Source organism: Gordonia sp. JH63 (assembly GCF_009856645.1).
GTDB classification, from domain to species: Bacteria; Actinomycetota; Actinomycetes; order Mycobacteriales; family Mycobacteriaceae; genus Gordonia; species Gordonia hongkongensis.
The window spans coordinates 220,895-234,676 of sequence record NZ_CP047235.1 but is presented as its reverse complement, the minus strand read 5'-3'; the positions used below and the strand labels follow the sequence as shown (position 1 = coordinate 234,676).

General features: G+C 69.4%; 9 protein-coding genes and 1 pseudogene. 1 reads left to right on the top strand and 9 read right to left on the bottom strand.

Annotation, left to right across the window (positions count from 1 at the left end; translation table 11 throughout):
* Window positions 1–463: 463 nt before the first annotated feature.
* Window positions 464–1,575, top strand: a pseudogene (locus tag GR168_RS01080) (alpha/beta hydrolase).
* 18 nt (window positions 1,576–1,593) lie between these two features.
* On the opposite strand, the gene GR168_RS01075 reads toward GR168_RS01080, so the two are convergent.
* The 9 genes from GR168_RS01075 to GR168_RS01035 form a co-directional block, all read right to left on the bottom strand.
* Window positions 1,594–2,997 carry a carotenoid oxygenase family protein gene (locus GR168_RS01075; RefSeq protein WP_159369780.1) on the bottom strand — a complete coding sequence of 468 codons (1,404 nt, stop codon included), beginning with the start codon at window positions 2,995–2,997 and terminating at the stop codon, window positions 1,594–1,596.
* 45 nt (window positions 2,998–3,042) lie between these two features.
* Window positions 3,043–3,666, bottom strand: a complete 624-nt coding sequence (locus GR168_RS01070; protein ID WP_065631305.1) for a hypothetical protein — start codon at window positions 3,664–3,666, stop codon at window positions 3,043–3,045.
* Between the two features lie 122 nt (window positions 3,667–3,788).
* Window positions 3,789–6,524, bottom strand: a complete 2,736-nt coding sequence (locus tag GR168_RS24125; RefSeq protein WP_275406159.1) for a LuxR family transcriptional regulator — start codon at window positions 6,522–6,524, stop codon at window positions 3,789–3,791.
* Window positions 6,525–6,573: 49 nt separating this feature from the next.
* On the bottom strand, window positions 6,574–8,766 hold the full coding sequence (locus GR168_RS01060; protein ID WP_159369779.1) for a DUF2254 family protein: 2,193 nt from the start codon (window positions 8,764–8,766) through the stop codon (window positions 6,574–6,576).
* A 54-nt stretch (window positions 8,767–8,820) separates the two neighbouring features.
* On the bottom strand, window positions 8,821–10,236 hold the full coding sequence (locus tag GR168_RS01055; RefSeq protein ID WP_159369778.1) for an NAD(P)/FAD-dependent oxidoreductase: 1,416 nt from the start codon (window positions 10,234–10,236) through the stop codon (window positions 8,821–8,823).
* A gap of 94 nt (window positions 10,237–10,330) precedes the next feature.
* Window positions 10,331–11,323, bottom strand: coding sequence for a hypothetical protein (locus GR168_RS01050; RefSeq protein WP_159369777.1), 993 nt, complete (start codon window positions 11,321–11,323; stop codon window positions 10,331–10,333).
* 110 nt (window positions 11,324–11,433) lie between these two features.
* The gene (locus GR168_RS01045) at window positions 11,434–11,958 is read right to left on the bottom strand and encodes a flavin reductase family protein (RefSeq protein WP_058253362.1); all 525 of its coding nucleotides are present in this window, start codon (window positions 11,956–11,958) and stop codon (window positions 11,434–11,436) included.
* 9 nt (window positions 11,959–11,967) lie between these two features.
* On the bottom strand, window positions 11,968–12,315 hold the full coding sequence (locus GR168_RS01040) for a cupin domain-containing protein (protein ID WP_078111910.1): 348 nt from the start codon (window positions 12,313–12,315) through the stop codon (window positions 11,968–11,970).
* Between the two features lie 11 nt (window positions 12,316–12,326).
* On the bottom strand, window positions 12,327–13,781 hold the full coding sequence (locus tag GR168_RS01035; RefSeq protein ID WP_159371771.1) for a 4-hydroxyphenylacetate 3-hydroxylase N-terminal domain-containing protein: 1,455 nt from the start codon (window positions 13,779–13,781) through the stop codon (window positions 12,327–12,329).
* Window position 13,782 lies beyond the last annotated feature (1 nt).

Sequence of the window (13,782 nt, the reverse complement as noted above, 5' to 3'; positions counted from 1 at the left end):
TCGTCGATGTCTGTGGCCACACCCGGCCGTGTCGGGCCGCGGACCACGATGTCCCCGGCGTCGTCGTGCTCCACCCGCATCGGGGCTGACCTGGGCAGAGCCGACGATCACAGCGGCGGTGAGTCCCGGTCAGCGCCGTTGCTGACGGTCCCTTCGGGCCGCTTCGTCGGGACCCGAACCACCCTGCTCATCGCAGCTACCGCGCGCAGCACGCCAGAGCGCCCCCGGGCAGCCGTATGAGCATTGTGAGTCATTTTTCCACGCGAAGGGCCCACTCTCGAAATCCGGTTACCACAGAGACACCGCCGGTGCACGTCAGACGGAAATCCGGCGATTCGGGGTCCGCCCCGGAGACGGCCCGCGCGGGCGTTTCGGGAGCGTCGACGGTCGCGGCCCGATTGCGGCCGGGTCTCGCCCTCACCGATCCCGCACCCGCACGTCGTCGAGCCACTACCGTCAGGTGATGAGCGTCACCGTACCGGCCGATGAGCCCACCCCGGAAGCGATCTCCTCGCGCATCCGTTCGGCCGCCTGGGCGTCGATCCGTATGGTTCGCGGCGTTCCCGTGCGGTCAACGCCTATCTGGCCCGGGTCACCTGGCCGATGATGACCGCGGCCGGGGTAAGCCACCCCCGCGTCACCGCGCAGATGATCCAGCGGACGCGCCCGGCACTGAACCGGACCATCGAGCGGATCAACCCACCCCCGGCCAACACCCGGGTGGAGATCGTGCGCGAGAACTTCCGGGGTGGGCAGGTCCGTGGCGAGTGGGTCATCGGCCGGCACGCGAGCGCTCCGGTCCCCGGTTCGCGGATTCTGTATTACATGCACGGGAGCGGGTACGTGGTGTGCTCGCCGCGAACGCACCGGGGCCTGGTCGGCCGGCTCGGCAACAAGACCGGGTTGCCCGCCTTCAGCCTGGACTACCGGCTCGCCCCCGAGCACGCCTGGCCGTGCGCGGGCAACGACGCCGTCCGCGGCTATCGCTGGCTGCTGTCCCAGGGGTACCGCGCCGAGGACATCGTGGTCGCGGGTGACTCCGCCGGCGGCCACCTGGCGCTCGACCTGCTCGCCGTCAACCACGCCACCGGGACCCCGCAGCCGGGTTCGATGGTGCTGTTCTCACCGCTCTACGACCCGACTTTTCAACTGGCCGTGCGTAATCAGCGAACCGGGGTGCGGGACCCGATCATCGACGCGATGTCCGCCCGCAAGATCCTGCGGCTCTACACCCGGACCGCCGACCCCGATCATCCACGGATGCGCGTCCGTCTCACCCCGGACATGACCCTGCCCAAGACGCTCATCCAATACGGGGCGCGCGAGGTGATGGGGGCCGACGCCCGGGCCACCCACGACGAGATCACCGGCGCCGGAGGGGTTTCGGTGATCCAGGCCTGGCCGGACCAGGGTCACGTCTTCCAACTGATACCCCGCCTGTCGGCCGAGGCGCGGTCGGCCATCGACATCGCGGCGCGGTTCGTCGAGGTGACCGCGCCGGTTCCTTCCGACTCGCAAACCCACCCCTTTTCCACAAACCCAGCACGCTCCGACGGGATGGGTTTACGGAAATAGGGTGGGTTTGTCAGGGGGTCAGTCCGCGAGCCACGCGCCGTGCAGCCCGGCGGGGACGCGGATCGGGAGTTCGACGGTGGCAACCGGCCCGGCCGTCGGCTCGTCGGCGGCGAGAAGGTAGAAATACGAACGCATGTCGGCGGGGTCGGTGCCGATCGCGCCCCAGTGATCGCGTTCGGCGCCCGGGATGTAGATCGGCTCGCCGATCGCGGTTCCGGGACTCCAGAAGGTCTCGGTGCCGGCGGAGAGGTCGTGGAACCAGAGACTGTCGGTGGCATCGGTGTCGCGGGGTCCCTTCGCCACCGTTGCCACGCGATGGTGGTCCCGGGTGAGCAACCGGTCGTCGACTCGCGGGAACTCCATGTTGAAGGCGTTGTCGCTGATCGTGTTCCGGGTGATGGTGCCATCCGGGCGGATGATCGCGCGGGTGAGCGCCGACGTCGCCGGCCGGGGTTCGGCGGCGAAGCCACCCGGGTAGCTCCATTCCACGTAGTCGACGGTGACACCGTCGTCGGGGCCCGCACCGTCGAAGGCGTTGGCGAAGTGCCACACCCAGAACGGGTCGGTCTGGACCCAGCGCACCGGGCCGCCGTCGCGCGGGATGAGGGCGATGCGCGTGCCGTCGTCGGGTTGCCAGGACAGCAGCGAGCCACCGGTCATCGCGGCTTCGAGGTCGAAGATCAACGGGCACACGAAGAGTACGAGATACCGCGACGTGAGGGCCATGTCGTGGATCATGACCGACTTGTCCAGACCGTCGACCGGGTTGGGCCCGGTTGCCGCCGTCCCGTCCGGATTCACGATCGACCAGGTGAGATACGGCGCTTCGAGGCTGTAGTTGAACAACACCATCTCGCCGGTGGCCGGGTCGATCTTCGGGTGCGCGGTACTGCCGACCCGCATGGCGCCGTCGCAATCGGTCTTGGCCAGCGTCGCCAGCGTCGACGGTTCGAGCAGGTAGGGCTGGTCGGATTCGGCCATCGCCATCAACCGTCCGCCGTGGCGGACGATGTTGATGTCGGGCAGTTCGCGGTAGGTGCCGGCGAGTTCGTCCCCGACAACACTCGCGGGTGGCGTGTACCCGTCGGTGAGCCCGGACCAGAGTGCATGTCCGGCAGCCTCTTCCGCGATGACCATCGGGGTCCGGACGAAGCGGTTGGTGTACCCGACGCGACCGCCGTCGATGCTGATCCGGTGCACCATGCCGTCACCGTCGAGGGGATAGACGAACGATCCGATGGGATCGAAACGCGGATTGGGGCCGTTACGCAGGTAGCTGCCGCGCAGATCCGCGGGGATCTCGCCGCGGACGGGCAGGTCGGTGACATCGACCTCCTCCCGCTGCGGGGCGTACACACCGGTGAGGTGGGCGTGATGCGCGAGGTCGACGGGGGCGGGCGTGGGGGGCGTGGCGATGGTCATCGGATGTCCTTCGGGCGGGTCGGTAGGAGGGCTGTGCCGCGGGGGTCAGCCGGCGGTCGGGGCGGTGGAGGCGGCGGGTGCGCTGGGCGCGGCGTCGGCGATTGCCCGGGTCCGCTTGACCGCGAACACGATCAGCGCGATCGGCACGACCCAGTTGAGCAGGATGTTGCCCGGGTGGCTGCCGGACACCGACGCCGACGACGCCAGCAATCCGGCAACGATGTGCGAGCAGCCCATGAGTGCGATCGCCCCGGCCCACAATAGGCTGATCTGGCGGTTCTTCGCGCGGAACACGGGTGAGTGCCACAGGGCGGGATCGACGGTCTCGCGGGCGTACTGCTCGGTGAACGGGACCGTGAACGCGGACACGGCCATGACCGCGGCGAGGACGAACGCCGAACCACCGCGACCGAAGAACACGAGCGCTTCGTCGACCTGAGTATCACCGACGATGCCGATGAGCGCGATGACGCCGAACAGGACGACCCCGGCGACGTCGATGATCTTCCAACCGCCGCCGGTGCGGACGGCCTCGTAGATGGTGACGGCCAGGGCCAGCGCGCAGGCGGCGATCGCGGCGAGCGTGACGTGGTCGGCACCCAGGCGTTCGGCCGCCCAGGCGAACACGAACCAGGGGGCGAGTCCCAAGATCATCGATTTGGCGTTCACGGGTGGTCTCCTTCGGTACGGCCGAGGTGGGTCCTCGTTGGGGTACACCCACTGTCCGCCGTACCGATGACGCGTACATCTGCGTCATGACGGAGAAAACTGCGCCAACCGTACGACGATGCTCAGTTCTGCTGCCGACCCACGACGAACGCGGCGAGTTCGACGCGGGTGCGCAGGCCGAGTTTGGCGAGGGCGTGGGAGACGTGGGTCTGCACCGTGCGGGTCGAGATGAACAGTCGGTCGGCGATCTCGCCGCCGCTCATGCCGGCCGCGACCAGTTCGGCGACGGTCGTCTCGGTCTTGGTGAGACTGTCCCAACCATGGGTCGGCCGGTCGCGTGCCGCGGGGCCGAGCCGAATCCCCAACGGACGCAACCGCGAGGCCACGCGTGCGGAGCTGGTGCTTGCTCCCATGGCACGCGTCAGTCGCATCGCTCGCCGGGCGAGCTCGCGGGCGCGGTCCCGGTCTCCCGAAAGGGCGACCGCGCACGCGGCTTCCTCCCACATGCACGCCTCGGACTGCCGGTCCCCGACCGCCTGCACGATCTCGGCGTACTCGTCGGCGGCGTGCACGATCGTCAACGGGTCCGCGTCGTGGAGCACCACCGAACACATCGCGCGGGCCACCGCGACGGGCCCGGACATGGGCCGCGCGGGCGGTACCGGGAACTCGTCGAGCCCGTCCAGAATGCTGCCGAGCAGCGCGGTGTCGCCCGCACGCGCGCCGATCCGCGCGGTCTCGAGAACGACGGTGGGCAGCCAGGAGTACAGACCGAACCGGCGGCCGTGGTCCCATGCGCTGCCGGCTGTCGTCGCGGCCGCACGTAGTTTCCGGTTCGCCTCGAGCAGCAGGGCGCGGGCGTGGGTGGGCACCGGGAAACCGAACTGGTCCGGTAGTCCCGTGTCGTCCCACGCGTCGAGGCGGGTCGACGCGGCCGCCAGATCGCCGCGCAGCACGTCGACCATGGCCCGCCCGCCGACCGCCATCGACTTCCATCCCATGTCCGCGGAGTCCGCGCGATCCAGTCCGGCATCGAAAGATGCCGCCGAGTCGTCGAGGTCGCCGAGCCCGAGAGCTATTCCGCCGCGGGTGAACTCGTGGTAGGCGGTCATCCAGTCGGCGCCCCGGCTCGATCGCAACTGGGCGGCACCCGCGAGCAGGTCGGCCGCGGCCGCCGGGCCGTGCGCATACTGTTCGATCAGCGACGGCCAGATGTCGGCCGACGACGTCGACAGTGTGCCGCCGGCGGATTCCGCCGCGTCCCGACGCGAGGCGAGCAGCGCGATCCCGAGCGCCTCCTCCACCTCGCCGCGCAGGAACCGGCGTAGTGCCTCGGCGATCAGGCCGGACACCGATCGGGTGGACGCGTCCCGCTCGACGTCGAAGAACGGGGTGTCCGGCGCGGGTCTTCGTCCGTCGAGAATGCCCACGTAGTGCCGCAGGTCGGTGAGCGTGCCGGCGACGTCGTCGCCGACCGAGAGTTGCAGGGTCTCGTCGATCAGGTCCCGCACCCGGTCGGTGTCCCCCTTGGCGATCAGGGCGAACAACAGGATCCGATGCAGCTCGGCGAACTCGGCGATCTCGGTCGCCAGTCCCATGCCGTCCTCGGCGACGCGTGAGGCCCGGTCGAGTTGTCCGGTTCGGGCGAGGGCGAGCGCGAGTGCGGTGTTGACCCCCGCCGACGGACGGGCGGTGCCGGCCAACGTCTCCAGGAGTTCCGCCGCGACCGCCGGCGTGCTGGCGAGTTCGCTCTCGGCGCGGCGTACCGCCGCGAACATCGCGGTTTCGTCACTGCCCGAGGCGATTCGGTGATGTGCCACGGACTGCGGATCGTGCCGGGTACTGGGATGGCTGGCGATCGCGTCGTGCAGCACCGAGCGCAGCATCGGATCGAGTTGTTCGTAGGTGACGTCGGCGTAGAGGTCGTGCGTGAAGCGCAACGCTCCTCCGTCGTCGACACCGACGATCCCGGCGTCGATCGCCGACTGGGCCGGCCCGACCAGCGAGGCGGGCGGAACCGCGTCGACCGCGGCCAGTTGCGCGAGCGTCGCCGGGCGGCCCCAGACCGCGAGCTTCTGCGTCAGCTCGCGGGCACGACCGTCGAGGAGGGCGACGTGTTCGGCGATCGCGTCCTCGAGTCCACTCGGTACCCCCGACGCGGTGCGTGCGTCGACCGCCGCGTGACCGTCGACGATCCGCAGACCGCCCGACTGCTGCAGCGCGCGCAGCACCGAGATCACGTGCATCGGGTTCCCGCCCGATGCACCGAGCAGCCCGAAGAGTTCGGCGTCCGGTGCGGCACCGACGGTCTCGATCGAGATCCGGTGGACCTCGTCGGCGCCCAGCGGGGGCAGGGACCAGTCGACGACCTCCGCTCGCGCCACCAACCGGTTCAGCAGATCCCGTTCTGGGAGCGGTCGCCGGCCGAGGAGCATCACCAGCGGTAGCACCCGCGTGGCAGGTACGAGGCGGGACAACAGTTCCAGGGTCGCCGCATCGGCGTGGTGGGCATCGTCGACGACGAGCACGAGCGGCCCACCGGCGCACAGCGTGTCCACGCGCGCATAGAGGTCGTCGTCGAAGCCGTCGGGAACCGGCGTCGGCAGATCCACTCCGAGCAGCTGCCCGGCGAGTCCGAACGGTTGGCGCCACGACAGCTCGTCCGCCCGCACCGTGCGAACGAAACCATCTGTGGCAGAGGCCAGTTCCCGGAGCGTATGGGTCTTTCCGGCGCCCGGCCCGGCGGTGATCACACCGACCCGACGGCGAGCAGAACTCCAATCGCGTTGGGCAGCGCCGACGAAGTCGCGCATCTCGTCGACCACCGCGCGACGGTCGGCGGACTGGGACGCGAGCACGAACTCAGGGTATCGGCTGTGTCCGATTCGCGTGATCTATCTGCTCACCTCACCGACCGAACTCGGACCCGTATCCCTGCCGGTCCGCAGCCGCGGCCAGTCGCCGGTCGAGGTCGTCGGTCCAGTCGCGGGCGACCTGCGCGTCGAGCACGGCCAATCGCTCGGCCACGGGCGCGCGCTGCGCGGGCCCGCACCCGGCGAGAAGGGACTCGAACAGCGCGCGCAGGCGGCGTTGCACCTGAACCTGGCCGGTGCTGTGCCGTCGGATCTCGTCGGTCCCGATCGCGACGTAGTCCGCCCAGCTGCGCCGGATGCCGCGGACCGAGGGGTCGCCCGAGAAATGTTCGCCGCGGAGCCGCGGAGCCAGCAGTAGCAACAGGTCCTCGGTGTGGTCGAGCGCCTGGACCACGACGCTCGGATCGTTGCTCCCAGCCGACATCGCCTTGAGCGCGATGTCCGAGATCGCCTGCAGTGCCGCAGCAGGGCTCACCGACGGCTGATGGGTGTCGCCGAAGAGCAGGCAGGCCAGCACGCGGCGCTTCTCCACATGGATCGGATCACCGACGATCTCGATCACCGGGAGATCGTGCGGCACATGGTCGCCGACGGCGACGAGCACGTCGATCCAGACGTTCCACGACGCTGCGTATCGACGAAGCCGATCACCGTTGACGGCCAGCAACACCCGGCCCCGCGCCGACACCTCCCCCAGCCTGATCTGCATGCGTGGCGCATCCGTCGCAGCGCCCCGATCGATGGTCTGCTCGTCAGGTCCGGCGGTGACCGACGGAACGGCGTCACCGTCGAAACCGGTTGCCACCGAATGCTCGTCGTGCTTCACCGGTGGCATCGGCAGCTGCCGCACGATCGCCGACCGGCCGTCGTCGGCGATCCACTGCAGCAGGCGCGCGGTGTTCAGGATCGTCCCGACCTTCCCGACGAGCGCGATGAACAGGTACGCGCTGACGGTCGTGAGCATGAACGCGATCGCCGTGGACAGGCCGGGGGTCGGCTCGTCCGGACCCCCGACCGACAGGTCGATCGCGATGATCACGCTGTAGACGAAGGTCGCGAGAAAGAAGCCGGTGGACCATCGCATGACGGGTTCTTGCTGCAGCATCGGGATCACCCGCACCGAGATCGAGGACGCCCCGAACTGCATGGCGAGCGTGACGGCGGTGAACACGAGACCGGTCAGGGTCGCCATCGAACCGGCGATGACACTGAGCAGCGTCGCCAGGGTTCCCGGGTCGACCTCCAGTTCGAGCAGCTCGTCGAATCCGACGGTGGTCCACGCGGCGACGATCGCGAACGTCACCAGCACGACCGGCAACCGCCAGATCGGGACCGTGCGCAGGGCCCGGCGCGTGCGCCGCCATCGGATAGCGGTCGCCAGCGCGCTCGGTACCTTCTCGGTCACCACGCCGACCGCCGCCGGGACGGACGCCGGCGGGGGAACCGGAACGGGAGCCGGCGCGTCGGGCACCCCGAAACGCCCCGCCACTGCCTCCTGCACGACGATCTTCCATCGCATCAACGGTTCTCGATATCGCTGCTCACGCCCGATCGCGCGAGCCAGTTTGCGGGGGCGGTTCTTGTATCGCCACCGGGCCCATGGTGATCGCGGCCGCGCGAGTCGCGCGGCACCGAACCACAGCAGGACCGGGACGAACATGCCCACCAGTCCGGTCCAGACCTTGCCCTTGATCAGGGTGACGATCGCCAGGAGCACGTTGAGCACGACGACACCCGCCGCGACCAGCCGTGCCACCAGGCCGTTCTCGTTCCGGATGTCCCCGACGACCTCGAACGCCCCGAACGGCTGCAACCCGAGGAGGAAGAGCAGACCGATGGCGATCGCGACGAACACCGCGTCGATCGACGTCCGCCCCTCCTCCGCCCAGTAGACGTCGCGCAGGTGGAGGATGAGCGCGAACTCGTCGAGCACGAGCGCCGCTCCGATGCCGAACAGGGCCGCCAGGACACAGTCGATCACCGGTGTCCGGAGCGGGTCGACCGCGACGAATCCGAAGCCCGCCACCAACATCGCCATCATGCCGAAGAAGGCGTGGTGCACATGCACCCCGCCCGGCGTCACGTTGCCCGGCCACCAACTGACCTCAGCGCGGATCATCCGCACGCTGAAGCGGATGAAGAGGAAGGTCAGGACGAAGGCGAGTAACAGGAAGAACAACGGCAGACGACCGGTCTCGACGATCCGCTCATCGAACCACCCGGTCATCCCCCGACCCTAGCGGGAGCGCCGGGGGTTCTCGCGGGCAATCGCGACTCTGATCTACGGGCCGAGCCGGCGCAGTGCACTCAGAGCCGCGTTGTGGCCACACATTCCGTGCACGCCGGCGCCCGGTGGCGTGGACGCCGAGCAGATGTAGACACCCGGGATTCCGGTTGCGTACGGGTCGGCCGCGATCCGGGGGCGCATCACGACCTGGAGGGGATCGTTTGCGCCGCCGATGATGTCGCCGCCGACGAGGTTGGCATTGCTCGCGGCGAGATCTGCGGGCGTGCGCACGACGGACCCGACGATCCGATCGCGCGTCCCCGGCGCGAAGCGTTCCAGCTGCGCGAGCACAGCGTTCGTGGCGTCGCCGCTGTAGCCATGCGGCACATGTGCATAGACGTACACCGGATGGACGTCACCGACCGACCGCGCCGAATCGGCCAGATATTGCTGGGCGACGAGGACGAAGGGCCGCTCCGGCATCCGGCCACGATGGATCTCGGCCTCGGACGCGACGACCTCGGCGGCGGAGCCGCACACGTGCACGGTGCCCGCCCGACCGGAGAACTCGTCCCGCCACGGAATTCCGCCGTCGACGGCGAGGTCGAGTTTGACCGCGGCGGGCGCCCGCCGAAACCGTCGATACGCTCTACGGACTCGGCTCGGGAGTGCGTCCCCCGCAAGGTCGGCGACCGCGCCGGGCTCCAGGTCGAGCAGGATCACATCCGCCGGTGGGAGGTCGGAGAGGGAGCTGACCCGATGGCCGGTTTCGATGCGGCCGCCCAGCGTTGTCAGCACCGCGGCGAGGGCCTCCGGCATTCGGGCCGTCCCGCCCTTGATGATCGGCCAGCCGTACCGATGCGAGATGGCGGCGAACATCAGCGCGAACGCAGAAGTGGTCGGCCGGGTGAGCGGGTACCACCCATGGGCGGCGTTCCCGGCGAACAAGGCCGCCGCCTCGTCCGTGTGCCACACCCGTCCCAGGACGGTTGCGGGCAGGAGAGCGGCGGGCCCGAACCGGGCAAGCGGGCCGAGATGACGCGGCACGTGCAGGAGCGGGCCCAGCACTTCCTGCGCCAGGTCGTCGAAGTTCTCCGCCAACGGACCGAACAGGCTCCGCCATCGTGGGCCGTCGACCCCGAGAAACCGACTGGTCTCGTCCAGCGAGTTCATCATGGCGCCGGCCCGGCCGTCGGGCAGCGGATGTGCGAGGTCGATCTCCGGCCAGCCCCATTCGAGCCCATGGTCGGCGAGTCCGAGGCTCTGAAAGAACGGCGATGCCAGCCCGATCGGGTGGACGGCCGCGCCGTCGTCGTGCATCAGGCCGGGCAGGATCCGCTCGGACGAGCGGGCACCACCACCGATCGTCTCGGCCGCCTCCAGCACGGTCACCACGATGCCCCGCTGCGCAAGGGTGATGGCGGCGGCGAGCCCGTTGGGGCCCGCCCCCACCACGATGGCCGAGGTCATGAGCGGCATCGTATTCGATTTGCATCGGCACGACCGCGATCGCAGAACTCGATGCCGGGCTCGACATGGTGGTTGCCCGGATGAGCCGCCCGCCTCACTGCATGTCGGGGTGATCGGAATGTCGGGCCGGCCCGGGCTCGCTGCGTCTGGCGGACGCCAGGCGGGACGACGCCTGCGCGCGTAGGGCGGCGACGTCCGCTGCCGGCGCCGGCGCGGTGGACGCCGCGAGTGAGGCATCGGGCAGGTGTCGACGCAGATCCTCGATCAACGCCGCGGCCTGCCCGGGTGGACCATCGTCGTCGTGCACCACGCAGATCGCGAACTCCGAATCGGCCAGGCGTGCCAGGGCGGAATCGGCGGGAAGCAATTCGACGCAGGTCCGGGCCCGGCGAACCAGTCGCTGCTCCCTCTCGCGCGGGTCGTCGGTCGTCCCGGAGTCGTCGACTGACCACGAGATCACCGTGACCGCCGCGGCCGACCGCCGTCCGTCGAGGAGCCCCGCGGTCGCGAGTTCCCAGCCCGCGCGGTTGAACACGCCGGTCAGCGGGTCAGCACAGACCGCGGTGAGCAGCGTCCGCGTCAGCAACCCGAACGACTCGGCCGCCGCCGGGATGGCGACGGCGACGACGATGTACGTGCTGAGGTACTTCGGTGCGGGCGCCGCGGCAAGCGCGACGACGCATCCCGCGGTCAGCAGACCGATGAACGCCCACGCCTGCCGACGCGGAAGAGTGGCACGGACGTACATCGCCAGGAACATCGCCGCGATCATGCACAGGAACTCAGCACTGATCAGCTCGTGGAACGCCATCACCGCGGGGGTGGCGACACCGGCCGCGATCACGGCCGGTAGCGGGCGCTGCGGCCGCACCGACAGCCACCCCAGCGCCGCGAGCCCCAGCACGACGGCGACCAGTCCCCCGGTCGGGTCGGACAGGGTCGCCGAGTCGTCGGTCGGGAACAGCGTGAGAGCCACGCCCACCGCGTACAGCAGCGTCGTCACCGCCAGATAGGTCCGCAGCACATGCAACGGCGATCGCGGGAGCGGGCCCCTCAGCGCTCCCAGGTGCAGGTCCGGTCGATACATCCCCCACTCCGATCCTCGGTATCGGTCCCCGATCCGAGGTTGCCAAATCGCGTCGAGTTGCGCGACCGGCGCGGGGTGGTGGGGCGTCGAGATTCCTGGTCGAGAAGAGCTCAGAACAACCAGGGCATCTCGTCGTGCCCGAAGTCGCGGAAGTCGCCGAACCGGCCGGAGTAGAACACCAGCCCGGTTCCGTCGCGCCATCGCAGCTCGGACACGTCGCCGTAGAAGACCCGGTGGTCGCCGATGTCGTGCGCGCTGTGCACCGTGCATTCCAGATGCGCAAGCGCATCGGCGACGACCGGCAACCCGCAGGCGGTGCGGTCACACGGCAGTCCCTCGAAGCGTGCGCCGCCCCGGGTCGCGAAGCGCCGGGCGACCGCCTCCTGCCGGGACGACAGGATCGACACCGCGAACCGCCCGCCGGCCTCCACCGCGTCCGTGGTCCGCGATCCGTGGGTCAGCGACACGAGGATGATCGCGGGGTCGAGACTGACCGACGTCAGCGAACTGATGGTCATGCCGCACGGTTCGCCGTCGGAGTCCTCGGCGCTGACGACCGCGACACCGGTGGTGAACCTCCCCATGCTGCGTCGCATGTCGGAGGGAGTGGGCCGAGAGAAGGCCGGCAGGGTCATGATCGTCTCCTATGCGCTGCGGTAGCGGACCTCGAAGGTGAGCACACCCTCGTCGGTCCGCCACGGTCCGTGCGGCATTCCCGGTGGGCGGCAGGCGTACTCACCGGCCGAGAACGTCTGGTCCAGGGTCAGGTCGACGAACGAACCCTCGAGGATGTAGACCTCTTCCCAGAAGTCGTGCTTCTGCACGCCCATCGGGCTCGAGTCGGCGCCCGCCTCGTAGCGGAGGATGCGGGTGGCGACGTTGCCGTCGGGATCCCGGGACAGGATGCGTTCGGTGATCTTCGGATCCCCACCGGGACACACGGTGTAATCGACGTCGGTGACCGGGAAGAATTCGTATTCGGGTTTGGCCATGATGGCTCCTCTCAGGCGTCTTCGAGCTTGTAGGACTGCAGGAAGCCCGCAACGTCCTCGAGCGCGTCGTCGTAGGCGTAGTTGCGATAGGTGTAGGCACCCTTCACGACGAACGGCGCTCCGGCGTAAAACATCTCGTACTGCTGGTGCCGGCCGGCGAACTCGGAACCAACGATGTCCCAGGCCAGCTTGAACAGCTTGATCCGCTCTTCGGACGGCACGCCCGGCGACTGCACATAGTGCTGGATGTCCCTGGACGTCAACGAGCTCGTGAGGTCGTGCACGCTCGAGGGCAGCTGCAGCACCCCACCACCGACCAGGTCGCGGAGGATGGCGAGCACGCGCGGATAGGTCTCCGACTGCAGACCCATCGACCCGTACAGGGCCTGCCGGCCCGGCAGCCACTGGCCCGACGCGTCCGGCTCCGCCGTGTATTCCGCTGCCAGCACCGCGGATTCGACGCCGGACACGACGGCGGCGAGTTCGCCGAGCTTCTCCTGGACGCTGGGGATCTTGTCCACTCCATTGACCTGTGTCACCCGCCGGGCCACGCCGGCGATGAACTTCAGCTTCGTGGCGAAACGGATCTGCGCCTGCCAGTTGCCGAGGACGTGCGCTCCGGTCTCGAAGAACTGACGGCGCACGCCGACGATGTCGCGGTCGACGAACACCCGATCCCAGGGCACCAGCACGTCGTCGAACACCACCAGGGCGTCGGGCTCGTCGTACCGCGAGGTCAGCGGGTAGTCGAAGCTGCTGGTCGCCGCGGGCGCGTACGGCCGCCGGCAGTACAGCTTCAGGCCCTCCGTCGCCACCGGGACCACGAACGAGACGGCGAAGTCACTGTCGTCCGGGCCGAGCGGCTTGATACACGAGACGAACACCTCGTCGGCGATCGCGGCGCCGGTGGCGAGCATCTGCGACCCGCGCACGACGATCCCTTCGTCGGTCTCGCGCACGACACCGGCCTGGAGGAACTCGCCCTCCCAACCCGACGCCGTGGTCGCCCGCGAGACCTGCGGCGGGATGATCGCATACGAGACATACAGATTCTCCTCCAGCAGACGCCGGTGGAACGCCGTCACGTTGGCCGACAGGTCGCGGCCCTCGCCGGCGAAGACCTCCGGGTGGGCGGCGAAGGATGCGAGGAAGGTCCCGACATGGTCGGGGCTGCGACCGACCCAGCCGTGGGTGTGCCGGGCCCAGGTCTCGATGGCTTCGCGACGGAGCCGGAGCTCCTCACGGCTGCGCGGGATCCCGAACGTCCGGTTGGCAGTCGCACCGGTCTCCGGCGCGGTGTACTGCATGTTCTGCGCGGGATCGGCAGCAAGGTCGAACATCTCGGCGATGGTCGCCGCGACCGGCGCGAACGCCGGGTGGGTCGTGACGTCATCGACCTGCTGCCCGTCGACGAGCACCACACGCCCGTCGTTCAGCGAGGACAGATAATCGGCTCCGGTACGCATC